Consider the following 15,990-nt stretch of genomic DNA (forward strand, 5'->3'; position numbering starts at 1 on the left):
GTGACGGCCGTCCGTACACTGGCACCATGTCATGCCGCATCAGCGAACTGGTCCTGAACTGTGCCGACCCGGAACTGCTCGCGCGGTTCTGGAGCGATGTCCTGGGGTACGTGGAGATCGACCGTGAGGACGGTGCGATCGAGATCGGGCCGCCTGACGCCGGCTTCGGCGGTCTGCAGCCCACCATCTTCCTGAGCCCCAGCAGCAATCCGCGGGCGGGAAGGCTTCCGCTGCATATCGACGTCAACCCGGTGGACCGGGACCAGGACGCCGAACTGGAACGCCTGCTGGCCCTCGGCGCGCGGCCGGCCGACGTGGGGCAGACCGGCGATGAGCAGTGGCACGTGCTGCAGGATCCCGAAGGCAACGAGTTCTGCCTCCTGCGCAAGCGGCTCGATCCCATAGCCTAAGGCTGTCAACGGGAGAGCGGGGGACGTACCGGGCGGCGCCCACTTCAAGACGCCGCCCAGGCACCTGCAACTATCCATGGCGAGGCTCAAGCTGGAGGGCACCAATTCCTCAAGATTTGCTCAAAACTCACTGCCGGGCGCCCAACCGTGCTACGGCAGGGATGGTGGAACTCCCACAGCGAACAGGAGCACAGATGCACAAGCGCACACTCGGCCGCGACCTGGAGGTCTCTGCGATCGGACTCGGCTGCATGAGCATGACCGGCGGCTATGGCAGCACGCCGGAGCGGAAAGACATGGTGGCGCTGCTCCGGGCAGCAGTGGACCGTGGCGTCACCTTCTTTGATACGGCCGAAATCTACGGGCCCTTTGCCAACGAGGAACTGGTGGGGGAGGCCCTGGCCCCCTACCGCGGCCAGGTGGTGATTGCCACGAAGTTCGGCTTCGACATCGATCCCGTGGCGCGTAAGCCGCGCGGCAATGTCACCAGCGATCCCGGGCATATCCGCGCCGCCGTGGAGGGCTCCCTGCAGCGGCTCCGCGTGGAGGCGATCGACCTGTATTACCAGCACCGGGTGGATCCGAATGTTCCCATCGAAGACGTGGCCGGCGCCGTCAAGGAACTCATCGAGGCCGGCAAGGTGAAGCACTTCGGTATGTCCGAGGCCGCAGCGGGAACAATCCGGCGCGCCCACGCCGTCCAGCCCGTCACCGCCGTCCAAAGCGAATACTCCCTCTGGTGGCGCCGCCCCGAGGAAGAGGTCCTGGGTACGTGCGGGGAACTGGGCATCGGATTCGTCCCCTACAGCCCGCTGGGGCGGGGATTCCTGACCGGGACGCTGGACGCATCCAGCACGTTCGACGGCGGCAACGACGCACGTGCCAACATCCCCCGGTTCGGCCCGGACGCCATGGCGCACAACCAGGCTTTGGTCGAGGCTGTGCGCAGCATCGCCCGGGACAAGGGTGCGGCGACGGGCCAGATTGCGTTGGCCTGGCTGCTGGTGCAGAAGCCCTGGATTGTGCCCATCCCCGGAAGCCGGAGGCTGGACCGGTTGGAGGAGAACATTGCGGCCGCGGACCTGGTCCTTACAGACGCGGAGCTGGCGGGGCTGAACGGCCTGATCACGGAGATTCCCGTCCAGGGCGCGCGGTACGCGGATGACGCGGAGGCGCGGACCAACCTTTAATCTGAACCTGTAGCTGTGAGGGTGGGCAGGACCCGGGTGGGTTGCAGCCGAAGCAACCCTTTACCGCCTGGGTGCGATCCGCCGTCGTGCCGCGAACGCGAACAGCGACGTAGTGGCCACCGTGGCCAGGTATCCGGCGATCACGATCAGCGCGATGCCCGCCCAGAAGTAGTTGGTGGTGCTGGCCTCCTGCCACGGGCTGGGCGCAATCCGGATCAGCGAAAACACCGCCACCACCGCCGAGGCCAGCCCGATCAGCACCGGCAGCGTGAGCCAGATCCGGGCCGAGCCCACATGCTCACCGAACCCGTCCCACTCGTTCCAGGAACCGCGGCGCAGGATCAGCCACCCCGCCGGAATCATGAACGCGCCCACCAGCAGGAACGCTGCCACCACGTCGGCAGGCCGGTGCCACTGGTTGATCAGCGTGGACACCCCGGATGCGATGGCGAAGCTGCCGCCGATGAAGCCGGCCATGGGCCGCCAGCGCGGGGACGCCATCAGGAACACGGCGGCCGCCGCGGACGCCGCCAGGGTGGTGTGCCCGGACGGCAGCGAATTCAGCTCCAGCGTCAGCACCCCTTTGTCCGGGCGCGGCGGCAGCAGGTCCTTCAGCACCTGGGTGGCCACGTTCGCGCCGATGCAGGCGGCCACGGCAATCCCGGCCTCCGCCCAGTGCCGCCGGATCACGGTGACGAACAGGACCACGACAGCGGCCATCACCAGCGAGATGGTGGGCAGCAGGTCCAGGAACCGGGTTGCTGCCTTCCCGGCGGGCCCGTGGATTTCCACCGCTTCGACCAGCGCGGACTCGTCAATGAACTGTCCGGTGGTGGTCTGGACGAAGAAGTAGTAGGTGGCAAACAGCCCGGCAATGCACGCCAGGGTGGACAGCACGAACAGGAACGCCGAGCCCGGGGCAGGCCGGGCAAGTGTCCTGGTGGGTAGTTGCCGTGAAGAAGTCATCGCGGTTAAGGGTGACACAGAAAGCTGGAAGGCCGCTTAGGGGGCGGGGGTGGGTTGGACCGGGTCCAGGCGGGGAATGCTTGCCGCGGCCACCAGCAGCGCCAGGGCGCCCAGCCCGAACGGAAGCGCAGTGAGCGTGGCGATGCCGCCCACCAGCAGGGGCCCGCCGGCGTCGCCGAGTTCGCGCCCCAGTTCCGCCGAACCCATGGTCCGGCCCATCCTCTCCGGCGGGGTGGTGTCTGCCAGGTGGGCGAAACCGAGCGGGGTCACCGCGCCGATCCCCACCCCGATGCACGCCGCGGCAACGAAAATGGTGACCACGCCGGGGAAGGCCGCCACCAGGCCGACGCCCGCGGCAACCAGCAGCAGGCCCGCCGTCGTGCCTTTGTTGTCGGTGACGGCGTGCCGGTCCCGCCGCCGCCCGATCCACGGCTGGGTCAGCACCGAGCCCAGCGCCACGACGCTTACCGCGGCAGTGCCGGCCAGGGCGTCCAGGCCGTGCCGGGTGGCCAGCGCGGGAAGGAAGCCGACGGCGGCGCCCAGCGCTCCCGTGGAGGCGGCCAGCACCAGCGTGGGGACCAGGAACCGGCGCTCGCCCACCTGCCGCGCCAGGTCCATCACCGTGTACCGCTTCCGCGGCAGCGGCGCCAGGTGCGGCACGGACACCAGCACCCACACCGCGGTAACCGCAGCAAGCGCCGACAGGGTACCGAACAGCAGCGGGAAGCCGCCGGCCAGGATCAGGCCGGCACCCAGCGGCGGGCCAATGATGTAACCCAGGCTTTTCCAGGACCCGTACCGGCCAAAGTAAGTGCCCGCCTTCCCGCCCCGGGCCATCCTTGCCACCATGGCGGACGACGCCGGCGAGAAGGCCGACGCCGCCGCGCCCTGTCCCAGCCGGGCCAGGGCCAGGATCAACGGGTCGGCAGCGCCCAGGCCGATCAGCGACAGGGCGGCAAAAGCGAGGAGCCCGCCGACGACGACCGGTTTGGCGCCGATGCGGTCGCTGAGGGCACCGAAGACCGGCTTCAGGAAGACCTCGGCAACGTCGTAGAGGGCCAGCAGGATGCCCAGGTTCAGCAGGGTCAGGCCGATGTTTTGGCTCTGCGATCCCAGCCCGGCCGCGATGCTGTGGGCACCGAACGCGGTGACGAACCCGGCGGCGTACAGGGGCGCCGAGGAGGAGCGGGCGGGTTGGTTAGTTGTCAGGGGATCGCCGGTGCTCATAGTGGGGACTTTAGTACCTTCAGAAAATTGTGAAAACTGCGAAGACTTGAAGCATGAACACCGTGGTCCACACTGCGAATTTGCATAAGCACTTCGGGCACGTCAAGGCGCTGGACGGGCTCGACCTGGACGTCCAGCGCGGTGAGATCCACGGTTTCCTGGGCCCCAACGGCGCCGGGAAGTCCACCACCCTGCGCATCCTCCTGGGATTGGCGAGGCCCACCTCCGGCTCCGCGGCTGTCCTGGGCTTCGAACCCTGGAGCCAGGCTGTGGAGCTGCACCGACGCCTGGCCTATGTGCCCGGGGACGTAAGGCTCTGGCCCAACCTGTCTGGCGGCGAGACCATCGACCTGCTGTCCCGGCTGCGCGGCGGAACCGCCGACGGTGCAGCGTACCGGCGCCGAAAGGAAAGCCTGTGCCAGGAGTTCGACTTCGATCCGGCCAAGAAAGGGCGCGCCTACTCCAAGGGCAACCGGCAAAAGGTGGCGCTGATCGCGGCCCTGGCCACTGAAGCCGAGGTCTACCTGCTGGACGAGCCCACCAGCGGCCTTGACCCGCTCATGGAGGAGGTCTTCCGGCGCGAGCTGCTGGCCGCCGTCGGCCGCGGGGCCACCGTGCTGCTCTCCAGCCACATCCTCTCCGAGGTGGAGGTGCTCTGCCACCGCGTAAGCATCATCCGGGCCGGCAGGATTGTGGACGGCGGCACCCTGGACTCGCTGCGGCACCTCACCAGGTCCGAAGTTTCCTTCGCGGCGGACGGCCTGGACGCGCAGGCCCTGGCGCGCCTGGGCGCGGTGCACGACCTCACGCTCGACGCCGGGCGGGTCAGGTTCAGCGCAGACTCGGACCGGATCGCCGAGGTCTTTCCCGCGCTGGGCGCCCTGGGAGTCCAGGGCCTGACGATTGTTCCGCCGTCGCTGGAGGAGCTGTTCCTGCGGCACTACGGGGATGCCTCGGCTGCTCCGGAGCCGGAGGCTGATGCACCCTCCGGTGGACATGGTTCCCGGCGGCACCTGCTCAGTGCCCGGGGACGGAGCTGACATGGGCGTCCTCCTTGTCCTGTGGGGGCAGCGCTTGCGGCGGGACCGCTGGCAGCTGGTGAGCTGGGTGGTGGCCATCGGGGCGTTCGCCCTGTTTGCGGCGGCAGCCGTTACCCAAACCTACGGCAACGCAGCGGCACGGACCGAGATTTTGCAGGTGGCCATCGCCACGCCCGCCATCCTGATGCTGCGCGGCCTGCCCCGCGGCGCGGACCAGGGCGCCTTCACATTCTTCCTGATCTACGCCTTCCTCGCGCTCCTGGCCGGCCTGATGAGCACTTTCCTGGCAGTACGCCACACCCGGGCCGACGAGGAAACCGGCGGGGCGGAACTGGTGGCCGCCACACCTGCCGGACGCCTGCTGCCCAATGCCGCCACCCTGCTGCACGGAGTCGCCGCGAACATCCTCGTGGCGCTCGCCGTGTTCGCCGGCTTTGCTGCCCAGGGCCTTGACCCGCAAGGCTCCCTGACCGCCGGAGCCGCAACGGGCGCCGTCGGCCTGGTGTTCCTGGGCGTGGGGCTGCTCGTGGCCCAGTTCATGGGGACCTCGCGCGGCGCAAACGGCGTCTCTGCCGCGCTGGTGGTCCTTGCCTACCTCCTGCGCGGGATCGGGGACGCCACCGGGACGCCCGGCGCGGACGGAACCACCATGACCGAGGGGCCTGCCAGCTGGTTCTCCCCGATCGGCTGGGGCCAGCAGACGTATGCCTACTCGGGGAACCGCGCCTGGCCGCTGCTGCTGCCGTTGGGGCTCGCCGTCGTCTGCCTGACGGCCGCCTGGCTCATCCTTCGGCACCGGGACACCGGGGACAGCGTGTGGGGTGCCAGGCCAGGGCGTGCCGCCGCCCGGCCGGGGCTACGGAGTCCGGTGGCCCTGGCACTGCGGCTGCAAAGCGGATCGATCATCGGCTGGGCGCTGAGCGGAATGGCGCTGGGACTGCTCGCGGGGTCGCTGGGCAAGGCGGTGGCCGCCCTCGATACGCCCGGGACGGGTATCACGGCGGTGATGCGGGCCATGCTCCAGGCGCAGGGAATCTCGCTGACCCAGCTCATGGTCTCGGTGATCTTCTCTATGGCCGGAGTCCTGGCGGCTGCCTGCGCGCTGCAGGCGGTCATCCGGCTGCGGCAGGAGGAAGCGGCCGGAACCGCCGAACTCCTGCTGGCCGTTCCCGTGGGGCGGGTCCGCTGGCTGGCCGGCTACCTGTTGCTGGGTGCGGCGGCTGTAGTGCTGGTGATAGGGCTGGCCGGCGTAGGTGCGTGGGCCGCGCTCGCCGGCTCCGGTGATGCGTCCATGCCCGCCGATGCGCTGTGGGAAACCGCGCTGGCCCAGGTGCCGGCGGCGCTGATTTACCTGGCTGTTCCGGCCCTGGTGTTCGTCCTGTGGCCCACGGCAACCATCGCCGCCAGCTGGGCGCTGCTGGCCCTGGGTGTGGTGCTGGGCATTTTTGGCGGCATGCTGGGCCTGGACCAAAACCTGCGCAACCTGTCCCCGTTCACCCACACACCAGTTCCGCAGGGCGACGCCACCGACTGGAGCGGCGCATGGGGGATGCTGGCCGTCGCCGCGGTAACGGCGGCATTGGCAGTTGCCGCGATGCGGAGGCGGGAAGTGGGGTCGGCATGAGTGCACATCCTGATGTTGGGGCCGGCCCGGTTTCGGGGCGCGACTCGATCCCGGGGCCTGGCTCGATGCCGGCGCCTGGCGGGGTTGCCGGGGTTGCCTCGGATTCCGGGCCTGTTGAATATGCCGATGCCGGTGCCACGGTCGCCGCTGCCGAACGAACAGCTGCTGCCTTCGCAGCGGCTGGTTTCCCCAAGATGCCGGCGCGGACGTTGCTTGCCCTGGTGTCGTCCGAGACGGGCGGCCTCACGGCGGCGGAGCTCGGGGAACGGCTGGGGGCCAGTGCAGCAGCGGTCTCCGGGGCCGTGCGGTACCTGCAGACCGTGGGCTTCGTGCACCGCGTCTCCCAGCCCGGCAGCCGCCGCGACCTCTACGCGCTGCATGAGGACGAGTGGTACGTGGTGTCCATGCGAAACAGCCCCATCTACGAGAAGCTTGCTTCGCTGACGGATGCGACGGCGGATACCCTCCCGGAGGGATCGGCCGCACGGGCCCGCGTGGCGGACATGGCCCGCTTCTACCGGTTCCTCAATTCCAGGATGCCGGCCCTGTTGGATGACTGGGAGCGGGAGCGGTCCGGGGAGGGCCCGCCGTGACCATCATTGATAACGCGGTGTACGTGAACGGGCTGCGCACCGAGGACCCGGAGGACCTGGACGAGACCTACTTCCTGCTCCGCCAGCGCGAGGGGATGGCGTGGATCGGGCTGTACCGGCCGGACGGTGAGGAGTTGAAGTCCGTCGGCGAGGAATTCGACCTCAACGCCCTGGCCATCGAGGATGCGCTCGCCGGCCATCAGCGGGCCAAGCTGGAGCACTACGGCGAGTGCCTCTTCCTGGTGCTGCGGCCCGCCAGGTACCGGGACGACGAGGAAAAGGTGGACTTCGGCGAGATCCACATCTTTGCCGGTGATGAGTACGTGGTGACGGTGCGGCACGCCGAGTCTCCGGACCTGGCCAAGGTCCGGCGCCGGATGGAGTCGATGCCCGAATTCCTGGCCCTGGGGCCGGATGCCGTGCTCTACGGGATCCTTGACCAGGTGGTGGACGAATACGAGCCGGTGGTGGCCGGCCTCGAAAACGACATCGATGAGATTGAGGATGACCTCTTCGGGGCCGATCCGGATGTTTCCCGCCGCATCTACGAACTGTCCCGCCAGGTGATCATCTTCCAGCGGGCCACCAGTCCGCTGGCTGGAATACTGCAGGCCCTGATTACCGGGGCTCCGGACCGCGACCAGGCAACCGAGCTCCGGGACCACTACCGCGACGTCCTGGACCACGTCATCCGGATCAATGAGCGAGTGGCATCTTTCCGCGCCCTGCTCCAGAACGCGCTCGCCGTGAACGCGGCCCTGGTGGCCCAGCGGCAAAACGAGGAAATGCAGCGGATGACCGAGTCCAGCTTTGAACAGAGCGAGCAGGTCAAGCGCATCTCCTCCTGGGCTGCCATCCTGTTCGCTCCCACGCTGGTGGCATCTATCTACGGCATGAATTTCGCCAGCATGCCTGAACTCGCCTGGACCTACGGCTACCCCTACGCCCTGGGCCTGATGGCTGCGATGGGCCTGGGCCTTTACCTGGCGTTCAAGCACAAAAAGTGGATCTGAGTTGTGCACATAGCCCCGACAGCCTCGCTGCTGCCCTCGGAGCCGCCGGTACAGTGAAGCCATGCCTGCCCCCGAGTTCCGGATCCCCCCGCTGGAAGAGTTGCTGTCAGGCGCCCGGGTGGTCAGCCTGCCCATGCGGGTGAAGTTCCGCGGCATCATGGAACGTGAAACGCTGTTGCTGCGCGGGCCGGCGGGCTGGGGCGAGTTCTGCCCGTTCCCGGAGTACGGCGACGCCGAAGCCTCCCGGTGGCTGGCCGCGGCCATCGAAGCGGGCTGGCAGGGATTCCCGCCTCCCGTGCGGCAGTCCGTACCGGTCAACGCCACCGTCCCCGCCGTTTCCGCTGACCGGGTTCCTGAGGTTCTGGCCCGGTTCGGCCGGGTGGACGCCGTCAAGGTCAAGGTGGCCGAGCACGGACAGTCCCTGGACGACGACGAGGCCCGGGTAGGTGCAGTCCGCAACGCTTTGCCGGACGCAGCCATCCGCGTGGACGCCAACTGCGGCTGGGACGTGCCCGGCGCCGTGGCAGCGCTGTCCCGGCTGGCGCCGTTTGGGCTTGAGTACGCCGAGCAGCCGGTACCTACTGTCGAGGGCCTGGCGGAGGTCCGGTCCCGGTTGCGCGAAGCCGGGACCCCGGTGCTGATCGCCGCGGACGAGAGCGTCCGCAAGGAAACCGATCCGCTCAGGGTGGCCCGGGCCGGCGCCGCGGACCTTCTCGTCGTCAAGGTGGCCCCGCTTGGGGGAGTGCGGCGCGCCCTGGACATCGTGGCACAGGCCGGACTTCCCGCCGTCGTCAGCTCCGCGCTGGACACCTCCGTGGGCATCCGCGCTGGCCTTGCCCTCGCCGCCGCCCTGCCGCAGCTGCCTTATGCCTGCGGCCTGGGAACCGTGTCCCTGTTCGAATCGGACATCACGCTGGACCCCTTGGTGGCCAACGACGGCGCCATCCGCCTCCGCGACGTCAGCGCCGACGCCGGGCTGCTTGAGCGGTTTGCGGCTTCTGCCGAACGCCGCGACTGGTGGCTGGCCCGGCTCCGCCGCGTCCACGCCCTCCTCAGTTCAGCACCCACCCCACCATCGATTGCTCCGTAACTGCCGTTTTCAGGTCCCAAAACGGCAGTTACTCAGCAATCGATGCGGGTTTTGGTGATGTTCCTGCAGGTCACGGGCGGTTCACCATAACTTCATCCAATTGATGGCTTCCCGTAGGAACCGGCTGGAAGGGTGATCAGGCACCCCAGCGAGATTCCTTGGAAGGTTCCCATGTCTGAAACTGCCCGCAAGTTCACCCTGCTGCCCATGCTCGGCCACACCAAGGGCAAGCGGAGCCCCGTCACCTGCGCGCTCAAGTGTGACAACGCCTGCGCCGGCGATGTCTGCAACACCAGTTCCAACAGCTACTTCCGCGACATTGCCTCCGCCACCCTGTCCCGCCGCGCCGCCCTGGGCATGGGAGCCGCCGGTGCACTCGCCGTCGTCCTCGGTTCAGCTGTGTCCTCCGCCGAGCCTGCCTCCGCTGCCGGCCTGTCCAAGGCCGCAAAGGAAGGCTTCGGCAACTCCAAGCTGCAGTTCACGGCCATCAAGCCCGTGGACAAGGCCGTGGATGCTTTCACCGTGCCGGAAGGCTTCACCTGGCAGCCGATCATCCGCTGGGGTGATCCTCTGTTCGCAGACTCGCCGGATTTTGACCTGAACAACCAGACCGCGGCAGCGCAGGCCCGCCAGTTCGGCTACAACAACGACTACACGGACATCGTGGAAATCCCGGGCAGCAAGGGCCGCCGCGCCGTGCTATTCACCAACCACGAATACACCAATGAGAGCATCATGGTCCCTGCCGGGTACGACGCCGCGGAAACCCGGGCGATCGGCCGGGCAGCACACGGCCTGGCCGTGGTTGAACTTGAGCGCAAGAACACCACCAAGCCGTGGAACTACGTCAAGGGCGCCCCGCTGAACCGCCGCTACCTCTCCGACACCACGTACGAACTGACCGGCCCCGTGGCCGGCTCGGCACTGGTCAAGACCACCGCAGATCCCTCGGGCCGCGCCATCAAGGGCACGTTCGGCAACTGCTCCGGCGGCACCACCCCCTGGGGCACCATCCTCTCGGGTGAGGAAAACTTCAACGGCTACTTCGTGGCCGCCGGCATCTCCGCCAGCGACAAGCGCTACGGCCTCTCCGCCAAGCCCACCGCCCGCAAGTGGGAACTGGACGATCCCCGCTTCGACACCCGCAACCCCGGCTACGAGAACGAAACCAACCGCTTCGGCTGGATCGTTGAAGTGGACCCGTTCGACCCCACCTCCACCCCCAAGAAGCGCTCCGCCATGGGCCGCTTCAAGCACGAGGGCGCCAACGTGATTGTGGCCGAATCGGGCCATGTGGTGGCCTACATGGGCGACGACGAGAAGTTCGACTACCTCTACAAGTTCGTCTCCGCGGAGAAGTACCGTGAAGGCGACCGCCGGCACAACATGAACCTGCTGTCCGAGGGCGACCTCTACGTTGCCAAGTTCACCGGGAACTCACCCGCCACGGACATCGACGGAACGGGCAAGCTCCCGGCCGATGGCGCCTTCGACGGCACCGGCGAATGGCTGCCCCTGGTGGTCGGCGGGAAGTCGGCCGTCCCCGGCATGTCCGTCGAGGAGGTCCTGGTGTACACCCGCCTGGCCGCGGACAAGGTGGGTCCCACCAAGATGGACCGTTGCGAGGACGTCCAGCCCAGCCTGCACACCGGCAAGGTCTACGTGGTCTGCACCAACAACTCGGACCGCGGCACCGGCACCAAGGAAGGCGCCACCGAAGTCAACCCGCGCACGCAGAACCGTGACGGGCACATCGTGGAAATCACCGAAACCGGCGACCAGACCTCCACCAAGTTCAACTGGACACTCCTGATGGTTTGCGGCGATCCCGCGCAGGGTGACGTCACCTACTTCTCCGGCTACCCGGTGGACAAGGTCTCGCCCATCTCCTGCCCGGACAACGTGGCCTTCGACTCCGTGGGCAACCTCTGGATCTCCACCGACGGCGCCCCCTCCGGCATCGGCTATAACGACGGGCTCTTCAAAGTCACCCTGGACGGCGCCGAGCGCGGCAAGGTGGAGCAGTTCCTCTCCGTGCCCCGCGACGCCGAGACCTGCGGCCCGGTCATCCACGACGACGAGCGCATGGTGTTCGTCTCTGTGCAGCACCCGGGCGAGGACGGCACCTTTGAGGCGCCCAACTCCTACTTCCCGGACTACGTCCCGGCAGGTACGACGCCGGCACCCGGCCAGGTGCGCGCCCCGCGTCCCTCAGTGGTCCAGGTGTTCCGCGCCTAGTTCCTCTTCCCGGAACGCCCGCTCACCTTTGACGGGTTTTCTGGAAACGCCCGCTCACCTTTGACGGTTTTCTGGAAACGCCCGCTCACCTTCCGGTCCTGATGGAGCCGGAAGGTGAGCGGGCGTTTCGTTTTGGGCGACGGAAGGTGAGCGGGGGTTGGGAGATCCGCTGTCATACCTGAGCGGGGGTTGCGGGGTGGCAGACTGGTTGGGTGACTTTGCCGAACGAACCTGCACCGAACATCCCCGAGGTGGACGCGCCTGAGCTGAGCGCAATGGCTGCGGCGCGGACCGCCGTCGACGCTCTGCTCGACGGCGGCGTGCGGCACGTGGTGGTGTCGCCGGGTTCCCGGTCGGCACCGATGGCGTACGCCCTGGCCGAGGCCTCTGCGGCCGGGCGGGTGGACCTGCTGGTGCGGATCGACGAGCGCTCCGCGGGCTTCACGGCCCTGGGCCTGGCCCTGTCCACCGGGTCTCCGGCGGCCGTGCTCACCACGTCCGGGACCGCCGTCGGGAACCTGATGCCGGCGGTGATGGAGGCCAACCATGCCGCCGTGCCGTTGATCGTCCTCTCCGCGGACCGGCCCGACGAGCTGCGCGGAACCGGTGCCAACCAGACCACCATCCAGCCGGACCTCTTCGGTGAGCAGGTGCGCTTTGCCGTGGATGTTCCCGCGGGGACCAACCCCGAGCGCGCGGTCCAGACCGGGCTATCCGCTGCAACCGGAGCCTTTCCGGACCTGCCGCCGGGCCCGGTCCAGTTGAACCTCGCGTTCCGTGATCCTCTGGTTCCGTCGCAGGACGAAGGGCTGCCGGCGGCGGTGGAGCGGCAGCGCTACAGGGTGGGCACCGAGCCCCTGGTCATGAACCTGCCCCCGGCACCGGACAGCCTGCCGGAGCGGCGTACCGTGGTGCTGGCAGGGCATGACGCCGGTCCGGTGGCCGAGGCGTTTGCCCGCGCCCACAACCTGCCGCTGCTGGCCGAACCGTCCTCCAACTCCCGCTTCGGGCCCAACGCCGTAGGCCCGTACCGGCTGCTGCTGGAGCATTTCGGCCCCGGTTCCGCACAGCCGGTCGAACGTGTGGTGCTGTTCGGCCGGCCCACCCTGTCCCGTCCGGTGGCTGCGCTCCTGGCCCGCACCGATATTGAATCGGCCCTGTACCAGCCGGTTCCGGTGGCCTGGTACGAGCCCGGCCGCCGCACCGAGCTACCGCTGGAAAACCTGGCGGACCTTGCCGATTTCGCCGGCCGGGCAGCCTCTGCCTGGCTGGACACCTGGCTCCTCGCCGGCTCCGCTGCGCAGCATGCCCTGGACCAGGTAATCTCCGCAGAGGCCGCTGCCACCGGGCCGTCCGTCGCCGCGCTGGTCTGGAAGCACGCCCGCGGCCAGCTGCTGCTCGGCTCCTCCAACGGCATCCGGGATGTGGACCTGGCCGGATTGCCCGCGCCTGATCCCGCCGCCACCGTGTACGCAAACCGGGGCCTGGCCGGGATCGACGGCACTGTTTCCACGGCCACGGGCATCGCGCTGGGCGGCCGGCAGGAGACCACCGTGCTGATGGGCGACGTGACGTTCCTGCACGACGCCGGCGGGCTCCTCCTCGGCACCGGGGAAGAACAGCCGGACCTGCGGATCGTGGCCCTGAATGATTCCGGCGGCGCCATCTTCGGGCTCCTGGAGCACGGGGGAGTCGAGGAAAGCGGCCGCTACGGAGACGCCGTCGAACGGCTCTTCGCCACCCCGCACTCCGTGGACATCGCGGCACTCGCCGCAGCGTACGGCGTCGGACATTCACTGGTAAGTACGACGGCGGGACTCGCCGAAGCGCTCGCCCGGCCCGTGCAGGGGCGGAGCATTGTGGAGGTCCGGACGGACCGCCGGCAGCTGCGGCAGCTCCATGCCCGGATCAAGGAAGCCGTTGCTGCCGCTGTCGCGGGTGTGCTGGCGGGGCAGTAGGCACCTGCCCGGGTTAGGCTGGCCGGCGCGCAAACTACCCCGGACGCAAAAATTCCCTGGCGCCGCCGGGATATCGGCAGCGCCAGGGAATCTGAGGGTCGAAAAGCGGAGACCTATTCCTCGATCTCGATGTGGGTCGGGTCCAGGACGCGGCGCAGGAACTCCTTGGTGCGGGGCTGGGTGGGGGCGGAAATGACCTGTTCGGCCACGCCTTCCTCCACAACTACGCCGCCGTCCATGAACACCACGCGGTCGGCCACCTCGCGGGCGAAGCCCATCTCGTGGGTCACCACCAGCATGGTCATGCCTTCCTTGGCCAGGTTGCGCATGACCGAGAGGACATCGCCCACGGTTTCCGGGTCCAACGCTGACGTGGGCTCGTCAAAGAGCATCAGCTCGGGGTCCATGCTGAGGGCGCGGGCGATTGCCACACGCTGCTGCTGGCCGCCGGAAAGCTGGTCGGGGAACCGATCGGCGAGGTGTCCCAGGCCTACGCGCTCAAGGTTGTGCAAAGCCACCTTGTCCGCCTCGGCCTGGGAGCGCTTCAGCACCTTGGTCTGCGCAACGGTGCAGTTCCGCTTGGCGTCCAGGTGCGGGAACAGGTTGAACTGCTGGAACACCATCCCCACTTTGCGGCGCATCTTGTCGATGTCCACATCCGGATCGGTGGCCTCGAAGCCTCCCACGTGGATGCTGCCTTGGTTGGGCTGCTCCAGCAGGTTCACGCAACGGAGCAGCGTGGATTTGCCGGAACCGGAAGGGCCGATCAGGCACACCACTTCTCCCGGGGCAACGTTCAGGCTGATGCCCTTCAGGACCTCATTCGAACCGTAGGACTTCCGCAGGTCCTTGATGGCTACGCCGGCGGCGTGGATAGTGCTGGTGCTGCCGGAGGAATTTACGACGTCGTTCATGCTCTTCCCTGCCTATCGCTTGGTCCGCGCGGAGCGGCTTTCGAACTTCCGGGCCAGGAGGCTCAGCGGGATGGTAATCACCAGGTAGAAGGCGCCGGCCACCAGGAGCGGAGTCAGGCCCGCGCCCAGGCTGGAGATACCGTCACGGCCGAACTTGGTGAGTTCGTACTGCGAGGCGGTCAGGCCCAGGACGTAGATCAGCGACGAGTCCTTCGTCAGCAGGATGACCTCATTGGTCAGCGGCGGCAGGACGATCTTGAAGGCCTGCGGGATCACGATGGTCACCATGGCCCGCCACTGCGGCATGCCCAGCGACCGGGCTGCCTCGAGCTGGCCCTTTGGCACAGCCTGGAGGCCGGCGCGAAGCGTCTCTGCGATGTAGGCCGAGGCCACCATGCCCAGGGAGATCATGACCACGATGGTGACGTTCCACTGGACGCCGAACGCCAGCGGAACACCGTAGCCAAAGGCGATGAAGACCAGGAGCGCGGGAATGCCGCGGAAGAATTCGATGTAGCCGGTGGCGATCCAGCGGTAGAGCGGGAAGCTGGAGAGCTTCATGAGGGCCAGCAGCAGGCCTCCGGAGAGCCCCACAATAAAGCCGAGGAAGGTGTAAACCAGGGTGTTCTTAAGGCCGGACAGGAAGATGTCCGGGAACATCGGACCGATCTTGCCGAAGTTGAAGACACTGGTGCCGATGGTCTTCCAGTCCACGGCCAGGATGATGGCCACCAGGGCCACGAGGAAGATTGCGCCCTGGACGTAAAGGCTTACCCGGGCCCGTTGGCGTGCGGTCATTGCCATTAATAGCTCACATTTCGTTGTGCGTGGCTGAGGCCCCGGACGGACTGACTACAGCCTGTCCGGGGCCCCAGCGGCGTTCGATAGCCCGCAGGCCTACTTGGCGGTCTGGCCGAACCAGGTGGTTTTGAACTTTTCCAGCGAGCCATCGTCGGTCAGGCGCTTGAGCGTGCCGTTGACCTTCTCCAGCATGGCGGTGTTGCCCTTCTTGACGGCAATGCCGAGCTTCTCGCCCGTTGCGAAGTCCTCGACGCTCTTGAACTTGGGGTCGTCCTTGATGGCGTAGCCCAGGACGGACTGGTTGCCCAGGGCGGCGTCGACGGTGCCTGCCTGGAGGGCCTGGACCAGGAGGCCGGTGTCCTCAAACTGCTGGGCCTCGATGCCCTTGTCCTTGGCGTACTCAGCGCCGGTGGTGGCCTGCTGGACGCCAACCTTCTTGCCCTTGGCGTCATCCAGGCTCTTGATTCCCGAACCGGTGTTGGCCACCAGGGTCAGGTCGTCATCCAGGTAGGGCGTGGAGAAGTCCATGACCGACTTGCGCGTATCGGTGATGGAGATCGAGGAGATGGACACATCGCACTGGGTCAGAGCGGTGCCGGTCTCGATGGCCTCGAAGGAGCTGTCCACCGTGTTGAGTTCCGCGCCGAGGTCCTTGGCAACCTCGTTGGCGATGTCGATGTCGAAACCGACAGTCTTGCCATCCTTCTGGAATTCGAAGGGCTCGTAGGGGATGTCCGAGCAGACAGTGAGCTTGCCGGCGTTGATCAGCTTTACGCCGCCTTCAGAGGCTGCCGGGGTGGAGCTTCCCCCGCCGCATGCCGTGAGGGTGAGGGCGCCGACGGCGAGGAGTGCTGCTGCCTTGGCTGACATTTTGGCCGTGGCCAGGGACTTGAGCTGCATATTTCTTACCTTTTGTTGCAGGGGTA

14 protein-coding genes are annotated in these 15,990 nt (G+C 67.7%); 9 read left to right on the top strand and 5 right to left on the bottom strand.

All coding sequences use genetic code 11. The features are described 5' to 3' along the window. Positions 1-26 precede the first annotated feature (26 nt). Both ASG86_RS01910 and ASG86_RS01915 read left to right on the top strand, forming a co-directional pair. Positions 27-410: a VOC family protein gene (locus ASG86_RS01910; protein WP_056329387.1), complete on the top strand. Its 384-nt coding sequence runs from the start codon at positions 27-29 to the stop codon at positions 408-410. Positions 411-604: 194 nt separating this feature from the next. After that, positions 605-1,600, top strand: coding sequence for an aldo/keto reductase (locus ASG86_RS01915; protein ID WP_056329390.1), 996 nt, complete (start codon positions 605-607; stop codon positions 1,598-1,600). 60 nt (positions 1,601-1,660) lie between these two features. On the opposite strand, the gene ASG86_RS01920 is transcribed toward ASG86_RS01915, so the two are convergent. Both ASG86_RS01920 and ASG86_RS01925 read right to left on the bottom strand, forming a co-directional pair. Continuing rightward, positions 1,661-2,566 (bottom strand): phosphatase PAP2 family protein, encoded by a 906-nt coding sequence (locus ASG86_RS01920; RefSeq protein WP_056329391.1) that lies wholly within the window; start codon positions 2,564-2,566, stop codon positions 1,661-1,663. A gap of 36 nt (positions 2,567-2,602) precedes the next feature. Further along, complete coding sequence (locus tag ASG86_RS01925) at positions 2,603-3,793, bottom strand: MFS transporter (RefSeq protein ID WP_056329395.1); 1,191 nt, start codon at positions 3,791-3,793, stop codon at positions 2,603-2,605. A 53-nt stretch (positions 3,794-3,846) separates the two neighbouring features. On the opposite strand from ASG86_RS01925, the gene ASG86_RS01930 reads away from it, so the two are divergent. The 7 genes from ASG86_RS01930 (at position 3,847) to menD (ending at position 13,349) form a co-directional block, all read left to right on the top strand. Continuing rightward, positions 3,847-4,833 carry an ABC transporter ATP-binding protein gene (locus ASG86_RS01930; RefSeq protein ID WP_056329397.1) on the top strand — a complete coding sequence of 329 codons (987 nt, stop codon included), beginning with the start codon at positions 3,847-3,849 and terminating at the stop codon, positions 4,831-4,833. Between the two features lies 1 nt (position 4,834). Beyond that, a complete protein-coding gene (locus tag ASG86_RS01935; protein ID WP_235565058.1) occupies positions 4,835-6,457 on the top strand; it encodes an ABC transporter permease in 1,623 nt (540 codons plus the stop codon). Then, positions 6,454-7,050: a GbsR/MarR family transcriptional regulator gene (locus ASG86_RS01940; protein WP_235565059.1), complete on the top strand. Its 597-nt coding sequence runs from the start codon at positions 6,454-6,456 to the stop codon at positions 7,048-7,050. The genes ASG86_RS01935 and ASG86_RS01940 overlap by 4 nt, the downstream gene beginning before the upstream one ends. Then, on the top strand, positions 7,047-8,063 hold the full coding sequence (gene corA, locus ASG86_RS01945) for a magnesium/cobalt transporter CorA (protein WP_056329405.1): 1,017 nt from the start codon (positions 7,047-7,049) through the stop codon (positions 8,061-8,063). The genes ASG86_RS01940 and corA overlap by 4 nt, the downstream gene beginning before the upstream one ends. A 61-nt stretch (positions 8,064-8,124) precedes the next feature. Beyond that, positions 8,125-9,153: an o-succinylbenzoate synthase gene (locus ASG86_RS01950; protein WP_056329408.1), complete on the top strand. Its 1,029-nt coding sequence runs from the start codon at positions 8,125-8,127 to the stop codon at positions 9,151-9,153. Between the two features lie 171 nt (positions 9,154-9,324). Further along, positions 9,325-11,391, top strand: a complete 2,067-nt coding sequence (locus ASG86_RS01955; protein WP_056329410.1) for a PhoX family protein — start codon at positions 9,325-9,327, stop codon at positions 11,389-11,391. Positions 11,392-11,666: 275 nt separating this feature from the next. Further along, complete coding sequence (gene menD / locus ASG86_RS01960; RefSeq protein WP_056329413.1) at positions 11,667-13,349, top strand: 2-succinyl-5-enolpyruvyl-6-hydroxy-3-cyclohexene-1-carboxylic-acid synthase; 1,683 nt, start codon at positions 11,667-11,669, stop codon at positions 13,347-13,349. A gap of 113 nt (positions 13,350-13,462) precedes the next feature. Here menD and ASG86_RS01965 read toward each other — a convergent pair whose 3' ends face one another. The 3 genes from ASG86_RS01965 to ASG86_RS01975 all read right to left on the bottom strand — a co-directional run bounded on the left by ASG86_RS01965 (position 13,463) and on the right by ASG86_RS01975 (position 15,964). Continuing rightward, positions 13,463-14,263, bottom strand: coding sequence for an amino acid ABC transporter ATP-binding protein (locus ASG86_RS01965; protein ID WP_056329415.1), 801 nt, complete (start codon positions 14,261-14,263; stop codon positions 13,463-13,465). A gap of 12 nt (positions 14,264-14,275) precedes the next feature. After that, positions 14,276-15,067: an amino acid ABC transporter permease gene (locus ASG86_RS01970; protein ID WP_056329418.1), complete on the bottom strand. Its 792-nt coding sequence runs from the start codon at positions 15,065-15,067 to the stop codon at positions 14,276-14,278. Positions 15,068-15,160: 93 nt separating this feature from the next. After that, positions 15,161-15,964 carry an ABC transporter substrate-binding protein gene (locus ASG86_RS01975; RefSeq protein WP_056329420.1) on the bottom strand — a complete coding sequence of 268 codons (804 nt, stop codon included), beginning with the start codon at positions 15,962-15,964 and terminating at the stop codon, positions 15,161-15,163. Between the last annotated feature and the right edge of the window lie 26 nt (positions 15,965-15,990).

Origin of the sequence: Arthrobacter sp. Soil764 (assembly GCF_001428075.1) — a bacterium.
Taxonomy (GTDB): domain Bacteria; phylum Actinomycetota; class Actinomycetes; order Actinomycetales; family Micrococcaceae; genus Arthrobacter.